The sequence below is a fragment of the Actinomadura sp. WMMA1423 genome (genome assembly GCF_006547145.1).
GTDB lineage: Bacteria > Actinomycetota > Actinomycetes > Streptosporangiales > Streptosporangiaceae > Spirillospora.
The window spans coordinates 90,107-105,246 of the sequence record NZ_CP041244.1 but is presented as its reverse complement, the minus strand read 5'-3'; the positions used below and the strand labels follow the sequence as shown (position 1 = coordinate 105,246).

Genomic DNA, 15,140 nt, shown 5'->3' with positions numbered 1-15,140 from the left:
CGTCAGGCGACCTCGACGGCGTCCTGCTCGTCCAGCCAGGCGACGATGCCCTCCACGGCGGAGCGGCAGCTTCCGCAGCCGGTGCTCGCCCGGGTCTCGCGCGCGACGGTGTCGGCCGTGCGGGCGCCGCCCTCCCAGCAGGCGCGGATCCGGCCCTTGCTGACGTTGTTGCACTGGCAGACGGTCGCCGCGTCCGGCATCCGCAGCGGCGAATCGGCCTCGGCCGCGCCGCCGGCGCCGGGGAACAGCAGGCCGAGGCGCTCGGAGGGCAGCGGCGCGGCCCGGTCGTAGAGCTGGGTGAGCGTCCCGGCGGTCGAGGTCTCCCCCAGCAGGATCGCGCCGATCAGCCGCCCGTCCCTGATCACCGCCTTCTTGTAGGTGCCGCGCGCGGCGTCGGTGAACCGGACGACCTCCACGTCCTCGTCGTCGTCGCCGAAGTGCGTCTCGCCCATCGAGGCCAGCTCGATCCCCGCGGCCTTGAGCCGGGTGATCTGGCGGGCGCCGGTGAACCGCGCCGCGGGCTCGGTGCCGGCGAGCAGGTCCGCGAGCACCGCCGCCTGCTCCCACGCGGGCGCCACCAGCCCGTACACCTCGTCGCGGTGCTCGGAGCACTCGCCGATGGCGCGCACGGACGGGTCGGTGACCGACCGCAGCTCGTCGTCGACGACCACGGCCCGACCGACCGCCAGGCCCGCGTCCCTGGCGAGGGCGACCTCGGGCCGGACGCCGCAGGACAGGATGACGAGGTCGGTGTCGATGACCTCCGTCCCGCCGCCGGGCAGCGCCAGCTCGACGCCGGTCACGACGCCGCCGGCGGTGCGCAGCGCCGCGACGTCGGCCTGCAGCCGGGTGCCGATGCCGAGGGCCGCCAGCGTGCGGGCCAGGACCCTCCCGGCGGCGGGATCGAGCTGGCGCTCCATGAGGTGCCCCGCCAGGTGCAGGACGGTGACCTCGAGGCCGCGGCCCGTCAGCCCGCGCGCGGCCTCGATGCCGAGCAGGCCGCCGCCGACGACGACCGCGCGGCGCGCCGACTCGGCCAGCTCGGAGATGCGGCGGCAGTCCTCCAGCGTGCGGAACACCTGCGCGCCGCCCGGCAGGCCGTCCCGCAGGCCCGGCATCGGCGGGATGAACGCGGTGCTGCCCGTGGCGAGGACCAGGGTCCCGTAGGGGGTGACCGATCCGTCCGAGGCGTGCACGGTCCTCGCCTCGCGGTCGATGCGGGTGACCTGGACGCCGAGCCGGGCGTCCACCCCGTGCGAGGCGTACCAGGCGGCGTCGACCAGGCTGATGTGGTCGGGCCGCGTCATCCCGGCGAGGACGTTCGACAGCAGGATCCGGTTGTAGGGGCGCTGCTCCTCCGCGCCGAACACCGTCACCGGCGTCGCGGCGTCGCGGGCGCGCAGCTCGTCCACGAACCGCGAGCCGGCCATGCCGTTGCCGACGACGACGATGCCCGCGGGGCCTGCGGGACTCACCGCTTCACCTCCAGTGGCAGGGGCTTGATCTGGTCGCGCTCGGTCCCGAAGGCGATGCTCGGGTCGGGGGTCCGCGGCGCGTTCACGAACGAGACGAACCGGCGGAGCCGCTCGGGGTCGTCCAGGGTGTCGCGCCACTCGTCGGAGTAGGAGGCGACGTGGCGGGCCATGGCCGCGTCGAGGTCGGCGCAGATGCCGAGCCGGTCGTCCACGATGACCTCGCGCAGGTAGTCCAGGCCGCCGTCGAGGGCCTCCAGCCAGCCCGCGGTGCGCTGCAGCCGGTCGGCGGTGCGGATGTAGAACATCAGGAAGCGGTCGACATAGGTGATCAGCTCGTCGTCGGTGAGGTCGGTGGCGAACAGGTCGGCGTGCCGGGGCCGCATGCCGCCGTTCCCGCCGAGGTAGAGGTTCCAGCCGTTCTCGGTCGCGATGACGCCGAAGTCCTTGCTCTGGGCCTCGGCGCACTCGCGGGCGCAGCCGGAGACGGCCGATTTCAGCTTGTGCGGGGCGCGCAGCCCCCGGTACCGCAGCTCCAGCCGGATGGCCATCGCGGCCGAGTCCTGGACGCCGTAGCGGCACCAGGTCGACCCGACGCACGACTTCACCGTGCGCAGCGCCTTGCCGTAGGCGTGGCCGGACTCGAACCCGGCCTCGACGAGCCGGCGCCAGATCGCGGGCAGCTGCTCGACGCGGGCGCCGAACAGGTCGATCCGCTGCCCGCCGGTGATCTTGGTGTAGAGGCCGAAGTCGCGCGCCACCTCCCCGATCACGATGAGCCGCTCCGGGGTGATCTCCCCGCCGGGGACCCGCGGGACGACCGAGTAGGTGCCGTTCTTCTGCAGGTTGGCGAGGAAGTGGTCGTTGGTGTCCTGCAGCGCCGCCTGCTCGCCCTCCAGGATGTGGCCGTTGCCGAGGCTCGCGAGGATCGAGGCGACGACGGGCCTGCAGATGTCGCAGCCGCGGCCCGTCCCGTGCTCCTCGACGAGCTGGGTGAAGCTCGTGACCCGCCCGGCCCGGACGATGTCGAACAGCTCGGCGCGGCTGTAGGCGAAGTGCTCGCACAGCGCCCTGCTGACCTCGATGCCCGCGGCGGTCAGCTCGGCGTCCAGGATCCGCTTCACCAGCGGGACGCAGCTGCCGCAGCTCGTCCCCGCCCGGGTGCGGTCCTTCACGCCGGGCACGTCGGTGAGGGAGCATTCGGCGATCGCGCAGCGGATGCCCTCGGCGGTGACGTTGTTGCAGGAGCAGATGACCGTCGCGCCGGGCAGGTCGCCGCCCGCCGCCTCCGTGCCGCCGAACAGCATCTGCTCGGGCGCGCCCGGCAGGCTGCCGCCGACGTGGGCGCGCAGCGTCCCGTAGGACTCGGCGTCGCCGACGAGGACGCCGCCGAGCAGGGTCCGCGCGTCGTCGCTGACGACGAGCCTCTTGTAGACCCCGGCGACGGGGTCGGTGTAGGTGACGCCGAGGGCGCCCTCGTCGGGGCCGGCGAACGGGTCGCCGAAGCTGGCGACGTCGACGCCCATCAGCTTGAGCTTGGTCGACATGTCCGCGCCCTCGAACACCGCCGTGCTCGCCTGCGACAGCAGCCGGTCGGCGACCACCTCGGCCATCGAGAAGCAGGGTCCCACCAGCCCGTACACCGTGCCGCCGACCAGGGCGCACTCGCCGATCGCGAAGACGGCCGGGTCCTCGGTGCGGCAGGAGGCGTCCACCGCGATCCCGCCGCGCTCCCCCACCGCGAGGCCGCAGCCGCGGGCCAGCTCGTCGCGCGGGCGGATCCCGGCGGAGAACACCACGACCTCGGCGTCGACCGCCGTGCCGTCCTCCAGGACGACGCGCCGGACGCGGCCGTCGTCCCCCGCCTCCAGCGCGCGCATCGGGGTGCCCGCGTGCACCGCCATGCCGAGCGCCTCGATGTGGCGGCGCAGCATCGCGCCGCCGCCCTCGTCCAGCTGGCGGGGCATCAGCCACGGCGCCACCTCCACGACGCCGCTGCGCAGGCCGAGGCCCTGCACCGCGCGGGCCGCCTCCAGGCCCAGCAGGCCGCCGCCGACGACGGCACCGGTCTCCTTGCCCCGCGCGTACGCCCGGATCGCGTCGAGGTCGTCGATCGTGCGGTAGACGAACACCCCCGGCAGGTCCCTGCCCTCGACCGGCGGGACGAACGGCGAGGACCCGGTGGCCAGCACGAGCGCGTCGTAGGCGACGGCCCGGCCCGCCGACGTCGTCACCGTCCGGGCGGCGCGGTCGATCCCGGTGACCCGCTCGCCGGTCCGCACGGTGACCGCGCCGTCGTGCGCCGGGTAGGCGAGGTCGGCCCCCTCCAGATGCGTCGTGAGCGCCACCCGGTCGTAGGCGGTCCTCGGCTCCTCGCCGATCACCGTGATCGTCCACGTGCCCGCGGTGTCGCGCTCGCGCACCGCCTCCACCAGGCGGTGCGCGGCCGGCCCGTGGCCGGCGACGACCAGGCGCTTGTCCGGTCTGCTGTCGGCTCCCATGGCCCCGATCGTCGGCGGCCCGTATTTCCCGGAGGGATCCCCGCCGTCATCGCCGCGTTAACTGGGTCTCACAACCGGCACACCCGGGATGTGGGACGCGGGCGCCCCCCGCGCCGCACCCGTTCCGGTCGTGCACCATGGAAGGGTGACGGAGGTTGTGGAGGACGGGACGCGGACCGGGTTGCGGATACTGGCCGACCTCGTCTCGGACGGCGACGTGGTGGTGCTCAGCGGCGCGGGGCTGTCGACCGAGTCGGGCATACCCGACTACCGGGGTGAGACGGGCCGACGGCGGCGCGCGGAGCCGATGACCTACCAGGCCTTCACCGGGAGCGAGGCGGCGCGGCGCCGCTACTGGGCGCGCAGCCACCTCGGCTGGCGGCACATCGCGCGGGCCGCCCCGAACGCCGGGCACCGCGCGCGGTCGCCGAGCTGCAGCGGCGCGGCCTGCTGGCCGGCATCATCACCCAGAACGTCGACGGCCTCCAGCAGGCCGCCGGGGCGCGCGAGGTGATCGAGCTGCACGGCGCGCTGGACCGCGTCGTCTGCCTGTCCTGCGGGGAGCGGTCGGCGCGCGAGCGGCTGGACGAGCGGCTGCGCGAGGCCAACCCCGGCTGGTCGGCGCGCGCCGAGGCGGTCAACCCCGACGGCGACGCCGTCCTGCCCGACGTGGCCGTCGAGGCGTTCCGCGTCGTGGACTGCGAGCGGTGCGGCGGCGTGCTCAAGCCCGACGTGGTCTTCTTCGGGGAGAACGTGCCGCCGGCCCGCGTCCGCGACTGCTACGCCCTGACCGAGGCGGCGGGCGCCCTGCTGGTGCTCGGGTCGTCGCTGACCGTGGTGTCGGGCTACCGGTTCGTCCGGCACGCGGCGCGGCACGGCATACCGGTGGCCATCGTCAACCGGGGCGAGACCCGCGGCGACCCCCACGCCCTGGTCGTCCTGGACTCCCCGCTCGGCGCGACCCTGGACGCGCTGGTGGACGGGTTGCCCGCCTGAGCGGGGCCCGTCCCCCGGCCCGTTCCCGGCCTACCGCCCGCCGCCGAGCAGCGAGGTGGCGGCCGGCGCCGGGCTGTGCGGCTGGCCGGGCTGCCCGCCGGTGGCGCGCCCGTGGACTGCGGCGGGTCGGGCAGCATGTCGCCGGTCACGAAGCCGGTGCCCTCCAGCAGCCGCATGTGGGTGCGGACGAACGTCTCGCACTGCTCGGAGAAGTCCCGCACGAGCGTGTTGCGGGTGCTTCCGCGGACCGCGCCGATCGCCGGGTAGATCTGCCCGTGCGCCATCCGGAGCCGGGCGACGGCGGTCCGGTCGTAGTCGTTGCCCGACTTGCCGGTGATTTCCGACATCCAGCTCTGCTGGTCGGGCGTGGGCTGGTTCGGCAGCGGGACGTTCAGCTTCGCGGCGATGGCGCGGTCCAGGGCGTCCAGCCGGACGTGCTGGCGGGCGATCTCGCCGAGGTTGCGGCGGGTCGCGGCCCGGGTGGCGCGGCGCTCGGCCTCCCGGCCTACGGGGATCTCCCACAGCCCCGCCTGCCGGACCTTCACGATCAGCTCGCGGTCGGCGGGGCCGAGCGGCCCCCACGCGGTGTCCACGGTCGCCTGCGCCGCGTCCGCGGCGCCCGCCTGCGGCGCCACGGCGCCGCCGTCGGCCGCCTGGCGGCCCATCGGGGCGCAGGCGCCGAGCAGCAGCGCCGCGGCGAGGCCGCATACCGCCGCGACGACCGGTCGGGGTTCTCGCATCCGCCGCAGCCTTTCGGTGGAGGGAAGGGGCTCGCTGCGGAGTACGCGCGTCCGGGCATGGAGGTTCGACGGGACGACGACCGGTTCGGTACGGGGCCTTCAGGTCCAGCCGAGCTGGGCCAGGGACGTGATCGGCGGCTCGCCGCCCGCCTCGGTGAAGGCGCGCAGCGCCTCGACGAGGGCGCGCCGCTGCCCGGCGGGCATCCGGGACACGACCGCGGCGATGTCGGCGCGGCGGCGGGCGGTCACGTCGTCGACGATGCCGCGCCCCGCCGGGGTGAGCTGGATGCGGACCTCGCGGCCGCTGTCGGGGCTCGCCTGCCGGTCCACCAGCCCGGCGCCCGCCAGCCGGTCCACCATGCGCATCGCGGTCGAGGGGTTGACCTCGAGGAGACCGGCGAGCGTCACGAGCTTGGCGGGCCCCTGCGAGGACAGCACCACCAGGAGCCGGAACTGCGGCAGGGTGACCGCGTCCTCCACGGCGGCCAGCGAGCGCACCGAGACCGCTACCAGGAGCCGCGACGCGGTCAGCAGCGCCGAGGTCACCGCATCGACGCCATCGTCGTCCAGCGCGTTCATGACGACTTTCTACAGGTGCCGGTCCCACGTGCGCCAACGCGGCCCGGGACCGGTCCGCCTTTGGTCACCGGCCGTCTCCCTGCGGTAGCAGATCGGCCAGGAGTTCGGCGAGATGCCGGGGCGGGCGCCGGTGCCCGCCTCGATCTGGGTCCGGCAGGAGAACCCGTCGGCGAGGACGGCCGTGCCCGGTTCCGCCTCCTCGACCGCGGGCCACACGCCCCGCTCGGCGATCGCGGTCGAGACCTCGTAGTGGCCGGCCTCGAAGCCGAAGTTCCCCGCCAGCCCGCAGCACCCCGCGTCGAGCGTCCGCACGTCCACCCCGGCGCGCGCCAGCACCCGCTGGTCGGCGCCGAAGCCCATCACGGCGTGCTGGTGGCAGTGCGGCTGGGCGATCGCGGTGACCCTCGGCGTGTCCAGCCCCGCGACCACGTCGTGGGACGCGCCGGGCGAGGCGCCGCCGGACTCCTCCTGGTGCTCGTCGAGCAGCTCGGCGAGGGTCCGGGTCTGGTCGCGCAGCCGCTTGACGTCGTCCTCGACCGCGTCGCCCTCCATCAGCTCGGGGGCGTCGGCGCGGAACACCGCGGTGCAGCTCGGCTCCAGCCCGACCACGGGGACGCCGTCGCGCAGCCGGGGCGCGAGCGCCCGGACGGTGCGGCGCAGCACGCGGGCGGCCACGCCGAGCTGGCCCGTGGAGATCCAGGTCAGGCCGCAGCACAGCGGGACGGGCGGGACCTCGACCCGGTGGCCGGTCGCCTCCAGGACCCGGACGGCGGCCTTGCCGATGTGCGGGTGGAAGTTGTTCGTGAAGGTGTCGGGCCACAGCACGACCCGCCTGCCCCCGCCGCGCGGGGTCCGGCGCCTGAACCAGTCGGTGAACCGCTCGCCGGCGAACCGGGGCATCTCGCGGCGCGGATCGATGCCGCCCGCCCGCTTGGCGGCCCCGCCGAGGACCGGGGCCCGCAGCGCGGCGTTGGCGGCGCCCGGCGCGAGCGCGGCGATCCGGGCCCACAGGGGCAGCCAGCCCATGGTGTAGTGCGCGGGCGGACGGATGCGGCCCTTGTAGTGGTGGGCGAGGAACTCGGCCTTGTAGGTGGCCATGTCCACGTTGACCGGGCAGTCGCTGCGGCAGCCCTTGCACGCCAGGCACAGGTCGAGGGCGTCGCGGACGTCCTCGGACCGCCAGCCGTCGGTGATGACGGCCGCACCGCCCGGCCCCGGCACCGCCGGGTCCGGGGTGCCTCCGCCGGGCATGCCGCGCATCATCTCCATCAGGACGCGGGCCCGGCCGCGGGTGGAGTGCTCCTCCTCCCCCGTCACCCGGTAGCTCGGGCACATGACGCCGCCCGACGACGCGCGGCACTTGCCGATCCCGACGCAGCGGGACGCGGCGTGGGTGAAGCGGTGGTGGTCGTCCGGGAAGGAGAAGTGGGTGTCCGGCTCTGAGGGGTCGTAGCCGAGGTGGTCGAGGTCGTCGTCCAGCCGGTACGGATGGACGATCTTGCCGGGGTTCATCCGGTTCCCCGGGTCGAAGACCGCCTTGAACCGCTCGAACAGCCGGACCACCTCGTTCCCGAACATGATCGGCAGCAGTTCGCCGCGGGCCTGGCCGTCGCCGTGCTCGCCCGACAGCGACCCGCCGTAGGCCGCGACGAGGCGGGCGGCCCGCTCGATGAACCGGCGGTACTCGCCGGCGCCCCGCTCGTCCTCCAGGTCGAACGGGATCCGGGTGTGCACGCAGCCCTGCCCGAAGTGCCCGTAGAGCGAGACCGGCCCGTAGCCGAACTCCCCGACGAGGGCGCGGAAGTCGCGCAGGTAGTCGCCGAGCCGGTCGGGCGGGATCGCCGAGTCCTCCCAGCCCTCGTGCGTGTCGGGCCGGCCGGGCGGGTAGGCGGTCGCGCCGAGCCCCGCCTCCCGCACCTTCCAGAGCAGCTCCTCCTCGTGCGGGTCGTGCACGAACGTGCAGCGCGGCGGGTTCGGCCCGCTCCGCATCTCCTCGATGAGGTCGCGGGCCCTCGCGTCGGCCTCGTCCTTGCTGCCGCCGCCGAAGCGGACCATGAGCCAGCCCGCCCCCTCCGGCATGTCCTCCACCGCCCCCGGCGCGGCGAGGTGGTCATGCTCGGCCAGGTCGAGCAGCTGCTCGTCCATGCCCTCCAGCGCGAGCGGCTCCGAGGGCAGGACGCGCGGCACGGCGTCGCCGGCGGCCGCGATGTCGTCGTAGCCGAGGACGGCGAGCGACTCGAACGCCGGGACCGGCACCAGGCGGATCTCCGCGCGCAGCACGGTGACGAGCGTGCCCTCCGAGCCGACCAGGGCGCGGGCCACGTCGAAGCCCTTCTCCGGCAGCAGCGAGTCCAGGTTGTAGCCGGACACCCGCCGCGGGATGTCCGGGTAGCGGGTGCGGATCAGCTCCATGCCCTCGTCGCGCAGCTCGCGCAGCGCCCGGTAGATCTCCGCGCGCCGGCCGCCCTCGGCGACGATCCGCTCGTACTCCTCCCGCGAGGTCTCCCCGACCCACATCCGCAGCCCGTCGTAGGTCAGCACCTCCAGCCGCACGACGGAGTCGACCATCTTCCCGTACGCCTGCGCGGACGCGCCGCACGAGTTGTTGCCGATCATCCCGCCGATCGTGCAGGTGTCGTGGGTGGACGGCTTCGGGCCCACCATCAGACCGTGCTCCGAGAGCCGCTCGTTCAGGTCGTCCAGGCACGCGCCGGGCTCGACGACGGCGCGGCGCGCCTCCGGGTCGAGCGAGACCAGCGCGCGGCAGTACTTGGACCAGTCGACGACCACGGCCTCGTTGACGCACTGCCCCGCCAGGCTCGTCCCGCCGCCGCGGGACAGGACCGGCACGCCGTGCTCGGCGCAGACCCGGACGGCCTCCGCGCCCGCCTCGACCGTCCGCGGCACCACCACCCCGATGGGCGGCTGCCGGTAGTTGGACGAGTCGTGGGAGTACGCGGCCCGGGAGCCGGGATCGAACCGGACCTCGCCGTCCACCCGCTGGGCGAGCGCGCGGCGCAGCGCGTCCTGCCCGCCGGGTCCCGCGGCCTTCCGCCTGTGCTCCTGCCTGGTTCCCTCCGCCGAAACAGCCATGTCAGTGCGACTATCCCGGAAACGGGGCTTCAATCGCCGGGGCCGCCGTCCGCTCTGCGATCCACCGGTGCCGGGGCGGCCTCCGCCCGGCGGGGTCAGCCCGCGAGGCGGCAGGCGGCCTCCAGCAGGAGGGCGTGCACGAACGCCTGCGGCATGTTCCCGCGCAGCTGCCGCTGCTCGACGTCGTACTCCTCGGAGAACAGGCCGCTGGTCGCGCAGCCCGACCGGGTCCGCTCGAAGGTCGCGAGGGCGCGGGCGGTGTCGCCCTGGCGGTCCTCGGCGAGGGCGAGGAAGAAGCCGCAGAGGATGAAGGCGCCCTCGGCCACGCCTAGGGGCTCGTCCCCGACCCGGTACCGGTAGACGAACCCCTCCTCGACGAGGTCCTCGCGCACCGCCCGCAGCGTCGCGGCGGTGCGGGGGTCATCCCTCGGGAGCGCGCCCCGCAGCGGCGGGATCAGCAGCGCCGCGTCCACGCGGTCGTCGCCGGGCGCGCGCCTCCACCGGCCCTCGGGGGTGAGGGAGGTGCGCGCGGTCTCGGCGAGGACGGCGTCGGCGAGCGAGGTCCACCGGCGGGCCTCCGCCCGGCCCGCCAGCGTCCGGGCCGCCTGGCGCAGGCCGGCGACGCAGGTCAGGCGCGAGTGCGTCCACAGGTCGTCGTGGATCTCCCAGATCCCCGCCTCGGGCCGGGTCCAGCGGCGCGCGACGGCGGCGGCCGCGACGCGGGCGGCCTGCACCGCCTCCGGCTCGCGGCGGTCGTGCTCGGCGGCGGCGGACAGCAGCAGCAGCGCCTCCCCCAGTGCGTCGAGCTGGAACTGGTCCCCGGCCCTGTTCCCCACGACCGCCTCGGCGCCGGGGTAGCCCGGCAGACCGCCGGAGCTCTCGCCCGGCACCTCCCCGCCGGTGACGGTGTAGGCGGGTCTCAAGCGGTCCCCATCGGCCAGGACGCGGGCGGACACGAAGTCGACGGCGCTCCGCAGGAGCCGGGGCGGCCCGCCGTGCAGGGCGACGGCCCGCCCGGCGAAGCACTGGTCGCGGATCCAGGCGTAGCGGTAGTCGAAGTTGCGGCCCTCGTTCGAGCGCTCCGGCAGCGCCGTCGTGGCGGCGGCGACCATCCCGCCGCCGGAGGCGGTGAGGCCGGTGAGGACGGAGTAGGCGAGGCGGGCGTCGCGCGGCGCGATGGTGTCGCGGCAGTCCGGCACGGCCTCCCGCCAGTCCCGCTCGGTCGCCTCCCACAGGCCCGCGGCGTCCAGCGAGCCGCTCCGCCCGCCCGCGGCGAGCTCGAGGACGAGGTCGCGGACCTCCCCCTCCGCGAGGTCGAAGGAGAGGTCGAGCACGGGCCCGCCGTCGCGGCCCGCCCGCACGACGGCGCCGTCCGCGCCGAGCCAGCGCAGCGACGCGCCGCCGGCGCGGGCGCTCCACTCCGGGCCGTCGCGGCGCGGATCCCCCATCCCGGCGGCGCCGGGACCGCCGCGCACGTCCAGCACGGCCCGGACGCGGGACCGGCCCCGCACGGCCCGGCAGCGGCGCAGGACGACCGCCCGATCAGGGGTCGCCGGGCGGGCGAGCGCCTCGCGGCACTCCAGGACGGCGCCGTCGCCGGTCACCCACCGGCTGTGCCAGATGAGCCCGCGGTCCTCGTAGTAGCCGCCCCAGACCCAACGCGCGGCCGCGGGCTGGACGACGTACGCGCCGGGACCGCCGAGGAGCCCGGCGAAGGCGGGCGGCGAGTCCCACGCCGGGAAGCACATCCACGCGTAGTCTCCGTGGGGGCCGACGAGGGCGCCGCGCTCCCCGTCGGCGATGAGGGCGTAGTCGCGCAGGGCCTTCGGGCGCGATTCCCTTTCCTCGGGGTGGTCCAGCATGCCCTTCCCACTACCCGGCGGCCCGCCGTTACTCGGAGCCGATGGCAGGACAATCATTCCTGTCTTGACAATTTCGTTTGTCGGTTGCCACGATGGCCCCATGCTGGACGTGACGGTGATCGAGGACCCGGAGGCCGCGGCCGCCTCCCTGGACCCCATGCGGGCGCGGCTGCTCGCCGAGCTGGTCGAGCCGATGTCGGCGGCCACGCTGGCCGGACGGGTCGGCCTCCCCCGGCAGAAGGTCAACTACCACCTCAAGACCCTGGAGCGGCACGGCCTCGTCGAACTGGTCGGCGAGCGCCGCAAGGGCAACATGACCGAGCGGCTGATGCAGGCCACCGCGGCGTCCTACGTCATCTCCCCCCTCGCCCTCACCGCGCTGCAACCCGACCCGGACCGCCACCGGGACGCGCTCTCGGCGCGCTGGCTTCTCGCGATCGCCGGACGGCTGGTCCGCGATGTCGGCACACTGATCACCGGGGCGGCGCGGGCCGACAAGCGCCTCGCGACCTTCGCGCTGGACGGCGAGGTCCGCTTCGCCTCCGCCGCCGACCGGGCGGCGTTCGTCGAGGAACTGGCCGCGGGAGTCGGCGCGCTCGTCCGCAAGTACCACGACGGGTCGGCGGAGGGCGGGCGGGCGCACCGCGTGGTGGTCGCCGTCCACCCGGCCCTGAAGGACGCCCCCGAGGCCTCCCCCGGGGGCGGGCCGGACGGTCCGGGGGCGATCGAGGCCTGAGAGGTGGAGGGACCATGGGCAGGGAGTTCGAGATCGTCCGCGAGTACGAGGTCGACGCGACGCCCCAGCAGGTCTGGGACGCCGTCACCACCGGCAGCGGCGGGTGGATGTGGCCCGTGGAGTACGAGCCCCGCGAGGGCGGCGCCGCCGGGCACGGGAGCGTCGTCACCGTCTGGGACCCGCCGCACCGGCTGACCGCCAGGCGGGACAGCGCCGAAGGGCTCCCCCAGGCCCTGAACCAGCTCGACCACCTGATCGAGCCCCGCGAGGACGGGGGGTCCTGGGTCCGCTACGTGCACAGCGGCATCTTCACCGGCGACTGGGACGACCAGTACGACGGCGCGAGCAGGCACACCGACTTCTACCTGCACACGCTCAGGCAGTACCTGGAGCACTTCACGGGCCTGCCGGCGGCGCACTCCGACATCCAGGGGCCCGAGGCGTCCATGCGGAAGGGCTCGTTCCCGGCCGTCGGACGCGCGCTGGGCCTGGACGGGGCGGCCGAGGGCGGCAAGGTCCGGGTCGACCTGCCGGACGCCGGGCCGGCGGACGCGGTGCTGGACTTCCGCACCGAGCACTTCATCGGCCTGCGCACCGCCGACGCCATGTACCGCTTCTTCGGCCGCGACGCGTGGGGAGGTCCCGTCGGCATCGCCCTGCACCGCTTCGCCCCGGACGCCGCGGCCTCGCGCGAGCGGGCGCGGGAGCGCTGGCAGACCTGGCTGAACGCCCTCTACGCCTGAACAGGCTGTACTCCGGAACGCTCCGGAGCCGTCCGGCCCGCTCGTCGGGCGGGCCGGACGGCTCCGGTCGCTAGGCGTCGCGGCGCTTGAGCAGGACGGCGGCGATGGCCAGCAGCACGGCCGTCCAGAGCGCGAAGACGCCGTAGCCCTGCCAGGGGGTCAGCAGGTCGTTCTCGCCCTGGCGGGCCTGGGCGATCAGATGGCCCGCCTCGGACGGCAGGTAGGCGTGGATGTGGTCGCCGATGCTGCCGGGCAGCAGCGTCGCGAGCGGCGCCAGCACGAGCACGAACCCGATGACACCGGTGATGCCGCCGGCGGTGTGCCGCACGATCCCGCCGATCGCCAGCGCGAACAGCCCGAGCATCGCCAGGTAGAGGCCGCCGCCGACCACGGCGCGCAGCACGCCCTCGTCGCCGAGCGAGACCTCGGCCTTGCCGCCGAGGAGGGCCGAGCCGATGAAGAACGAGCCGAACGACACCACCACGCCGAGCACGAGCACGACCAGCGCGAACACCAGCGCCTTGGCCCACAGCATGGGCAGCCGGCGCGGCACCGCGAGCAGGCTCGCGCGGATCATGCCGGTGGAGTACTCGGAGCCGATGACCAGCACGCCGAGCACGCAGATGGTCAGCTGGCTGAGGAAGAACCCGCTGCCGAGGATGAAGCCGGTCGGGTCGGCGAGGACCTGGGCGCGGTCGCCGGGATCGGTCTGGTCCCACTGCGCGATGGTGAGGCCGACGAACAGGGCGGTGAAGCCGAGGTCGAGGACGACGAGCAGGATCAGCGTCCACAGCGTGGACCGCACGGTGCGGATCTTCGTCCACTCGGAGAGCAGCAGCCGGCCGAAGCCGGGCCGGGGGTGCTCCGCGGGGTCCGCGGCGGGCTTGGCGGTGGCCGTGGTCATCGGGTCTCCCCCTCCTCGGCGGGCACTCCGGCCGGGACGGGCGCGCCCGCCCCGCCGTACTCGACGCTCTCGCGGGTCAGCTCCATGAACGCCGACTCCAGCGAGCCCCGGGTCGGGGTGAGCTCGTGCAGGACGATCCCCTCCGCGGCGGCGAGCTCCCCGACTCGGGGCGCCTCCATCTGGGTAACGGTGAGCAGGCCCTCCCCGTCCGGGGCGGCCTTGCCCCCCTCGGCGGCGACGAGGCCGGCGAGGCGGTCGGCGTCCGGGCTGCGGACGATCACCGCCTTCTCGGTGCTGCGCTCGATGAACTCCTCGGTGGAGCAGTCGGCGATCAGCCTGCCGCGGCCGATGACGATGAGGTGCTCGGCGGTGACGGCCATCTCGTTCATCAGGTGGCTGGAGACGAACACCGTGCGGCCCTCGGAGGCGAGGTGCTGCATGAGCGTGCGGATCCAGACGATGCCCTCGGGGTCGAGGCCGTTGACCGGCTCGTCCAGGACGAGCACGGACGGGTCGCCGAGCAGCGCGGCGGCGATGCCGAGCCGCTGGCCCATGCCGAGCGAGAAGCCGCCGGCGCGCTTGCGGGCCACGCCGGAGAGGCCGACGAGCTCGACCACCTCGTCGACGCGCTTCCTGCCGATCCCCTGGGTCTGGGCGAGGCACAGCAGGTGGTTGTAGGCGCTGCGGCCGGTGTGCACCGCCCGTGCCTCGAGCAGCGCGCCGACGACGCGCATCGGGGCGTTCAGGTCCCGGTAGTGGCGGCCGTGGATGCGGGCGTCCCCGCGGTCCGGCCGGTCGAGGCCGAGCAGCAGCCGCATGGTCGTCGACTTGCCCGCCCCGTTCGGGCCGAGGAATCCGGTGACCCGCCCGGGGATGACCGTGAACGACAGGTCGTCCACGGCGGTCCGGTCGCCGTAGCGTTTGGTGAGGTTCTCCGCCTCGATCATGCCTCTCCCGGCTCGCGTTCTCGCAGATGGTCCGTGATCAGCCTCACACTAGTGCCCCGGAGTGAGAGCCATGTCCTCCTGGAAGCCGATCCGACCTGGGCCGAAAGGACGAGCGCCGGGGAGCGGAGACGGCGGGACGCCCTCCCGGAACCGGGCAGGGCGTCCCGCCGGGGAGAGCGTCAGGCGGCGACACCGTCGGCGGCGTTGACGTCCTTGTGGAACCGCTTGTGGACGTAGAGGCGCTCGCCGAGCGTCTCGCAGCGCCACCACAGCCCGCTCGGGGGACCGATCCGGGTGCCGCGGGGCAGTTCCCGCAGGACCTCGTTGACCGGTGTCACGCGCATCCGGCCGGACCGACACACGAGGATGCGCCGGTCGGTCACCACGACGACCCGGTAGGCGTTGCTGAGGACGATGATCCAGTACGAGATCAGGGCGAAGTACTGGCTCGTGGTCTGGGCGCCGAACACCGCCTGGATGTTCTCGCCCGGCTGCAGGACGTGGGCCGCGTTGGCGCGCATCTTGTCGCGGATGGCCACGGTCGGGGCCTTTCTCGTGTTCCGACGA

Annotated in this window: 12 protein-coding genes and 1 pseudogene; 4 read left to right on the top strand and 9 right to left on the bottom strand. The window is 74.8% G+C overall.

The window, feature by feature from the left end; translation table 11 throughout:
• Nucleotides 1-2: 2 nt before the first annotated feature.
• Both FKD65_RS00480 and nirB read right to left on the bottom strand, forming a co-directional pair.
• The gene (locus tag FKD65_RS00480) at nucleotides 3-1,475 is read right to left on the bottom strand and encodes an FAD-dependent oxidoreductase (RefSeq protein ID WP_141575112.1); all 1,473 of its coding nucleotides are present in this window, start codon (nucleotides 1,473-1,475) and stop codon (nucleotides 3-5) included.
• On the bottom strand, nucleotides 1,472-3,973 hold the full coding sequence (gene nirB / locus FKD65_RS00475) for a nitrite reductase large subunit NirB (protein WP_141575110.1): 2,502 nt from the start codon (nucleotides 3,971-3,973) through the stop codon (nucleotides 1,472-1,474). Before nirB ends, FKD65_RS00480 begins: the two co-directional genes overlap by 4 nt.
• 145 nt (nucleotides 3,974-4,118) lie before the next feature.
• On the opposite strand from nirB, the gene FKD65_RS46500 reads away from it, so the two are divergent.
• Both FKD65_RS46500 and FKD65_RS46495 read left to right on the top strand, forming a co-directional pair.
• On the top strand, nucleotides 4,119-4,487 hold the full coding sequence (locus FKD65_RS46500) for a hypothetical protein (RefSeq protein ID WP_368367196.1): 369 nt from the start codon (nucleotides 4,119-4,121) through the stop codon (nucleotides 4,485-4,487).
• A pseudogene (locus FKD65_RS46495) lies at nucleotides 4,406-4,753 on the top strand (Sir2 family NAD-dependent protein deacetylase); the annotation flags it as partial. The gene FKD65_RS46500 and the pseudogene FKD65_RS46495, both read left to right, overlap by 82 nt.
• A 65-nt stretch (nucleotides 4,754-4,818) precedes the next feature.
• Here the strand turns inward: FKD65_RS46495 and FKD65_RS45260 are convergent.
• From FKD65_RS45260 to FKD65_RS00450, 4 genes are all read right to left on the bottom strand, one after another.
• Nucleotides 4,819-5,709 carry a DUF4142 domain-containing protein gene (locus tag FKD65_RS45260; protein ID WP_141575108.1) on the bottom strand — a complete coding sequence of 297 codons (891 nt, stop codon included), beginning with the start codon at nucleotides 5,707-5,709 and terminating at the stop codon, nucleotides 4,819-4,821.
• A 99-nt stretch (nucleotides 5,710-5,808) separates the two neighbouring features.
• The gene (locus tag FKD65_RS00460) at nucleotides 5,809-6,288 is read right to left on the bottom strand and encodes a MarR family winged helix-turn-helix transcriptional regulator (RefSeq protein WP_141575105.1); all 480 of its coding nucleotides are present in this window, start codon (nucleotides 6,286-6,288) and stop codon (nucleotides 5,809-5,811) included.
• A gap of 9 nt (nucleotides 6,289-6,297) precedes the next feature.
• Nucleotides 6,298-9,381, bottom strand: a complete 3,084-nt coding sequence (locus tag FKD65_RS00455; protein ID WP_141575103.1) for an FAD-binding and (Fe-S)-binding domain-containing protein — start codon at nucleotides 9,379-9,381, stop codon at nucleotides 6,298-6,300.
• 95 nt (nucleotides 9,382-9,476) lie between these two features.
• A complete protein-coding gene (locus FKD65_RS00450; RefSeq protein ID WP_141575101.1) occupies nucleotides 9,477-11,243 on the bottom strand; it encodes a glycoside hydrolase family 15 protein in 1,767 nt (588 codons plus the stop codon).
• Nucleotides 11,244-11,343: 100 nt separating this feature from the next.
• Between FKD65_RS00450 and FKD65_RS00445 the strand changes: the two genes are divergently transcribed.
• Nucleotides 11,344-11,979, top strand: a complete 636-nt coding sequence (locus tag FKD65_RS00445) for a helix-turn-helix domain-containing protein (RefSeq protein ID WP_141575098.1) — start codon at nucleotides 11,344-11,346, stop codon at nucleotides 11,977-11,979.
• Nucleotides 11,980-11,993: 14 nt separating this feature from the next.
• Nucleotides 11,994-12,722 carry an SRPBCC domain-containing protein gene (locus tag FKD65_RS00440; RefSeq protein WP_141575096.1) on the top strand — a complete coding sequence of 243 codons (729 nt, stop codon included), beginning with the start codon at nucleotides 11,994-11,996 and terminating at the stop codon, nucleotides 12,720-12,722.
• Nucleotides 12,723-12,792: 70 nt separating this feature from the next.
• On the opposite strand, the gene FKD65_RS00435 is transcribed toward FKD65_RS00440, so the two are convergent.
• The 3 genes from FKD65_RS00435 to FKD65_RS00425 all read right to left on the bottom strand — a co-directional run bounded on the left by FKD65_RS00435 (nucleotide 12,793) and on the right by FKD65_RS00425 (nucleotide 15,112).
• Nucleotides 12,793-13,626: an ABC transporter permease gene (locus tag FKD65_RS00435; protein WP_141575093.1), complete on the bottom strand. Its 834-nt coding sequence runs from the start codon at nucleotides 13,624-13,626 to the stop codon at nucleotides 12,793-12,795.
• Nucleotides 13,623-14,573 (bottom strand): ABC transporter ATP-binding protein, encoded by a 951-nt coding sequence (locus FKD65_RS00430; protein WP_141575091.1) that lies wholly within the window; start codon nucleotides 14,571-14,573, stop codon nucleotides 13,623-13,625. Before FKD65_RS00430 ends, FKD65_RS00435 begins: the two co-directional genes overlap by 4 nt.
• A gap of 179 nt (nucleotides 14,574-14,752) precedes the next feature.
• The gene (locus FKD65_RS00425) at nucleotides 14,753-15,112 is read right to left on the bottom strand and encodes a hypothetical protein (RefSeq protein ID WP_141575089.1); all 360 of its coding nucleotides are present in this window, start codon (nucleotides 15,110-15,112) and stop codon (nucleotides 14,753-14,755) included.
• Between the last annotated feature and the right edge of the window lie 28 nt (nucleotides 15,113-15,140).

Bases quoted from the DNA above. Each gene is read 5' to 3' on its own strand.
- nirB (WP_141575110.1), bottom strand. From the start codon at position 3,973: ATGGGAGCCGACAGCAGACCGGACAAGCGCCTGGTCGTCGCCGGCCAC.
- FKD65_RS45260 (WP_141575108.1), bottom strand. From the start codon at position 5,709: ATGCGAGAACCCCGACCGGTCGTCGCGGCGGTATGCGGCCTCGCCGCG.
- FKD65_RS00460 (WP_141575105.1), bottom strand. From the start codon at position 6,288: ATGAACGCGCTGGACGACGATGGCGTCGATGCGGTGACCTCGGCGCTG.
- FKD65_RS00455 (WP_141575103.1), bottom strand. From the start codon at position 9,381: ATGGCTGTTTCGGCGGAGGGAACCAGGCAGGAGCACAGGCGGAAGGCC.
- FKD65_RS00450 (WP_141575101.1), bottom strand. From the start codon at position 11,243: ATGCTGGACCACCCCGAGGAAAGGGAATCGCGCCCGAAGGCCCTGCGC.
- FKD65_RS00445 (WP_141575098.1), top strand. From the start codon at position 11,344: ATGCTGGACGTGACGGTGATCGAGGACCCGGAGGCCGCGGCCGCCTCC.
- FKD65_RS00440 (WP_141575096.1), top strand. From the start codon at position 11,994: ATGGGCAGGGAGTTCGAGATCGTCCGCGAGTACGAGGTCGACGCGACG.
- FKD65_RS00435 (WP_141575093.1), bottom strand. From the start codon at position 13,626: ATGACCACGGCCACCGCCAAGCCCGCCGCGGACCCCGCGGAGCACCCC.
- FKD65_RS00430 (WP_141575091.1), bottom strand. From the start codon at position 14,573: ATGATCGAGGCGGAGAACCTCACCAAACGCTACGGCGACCGGACCGCC.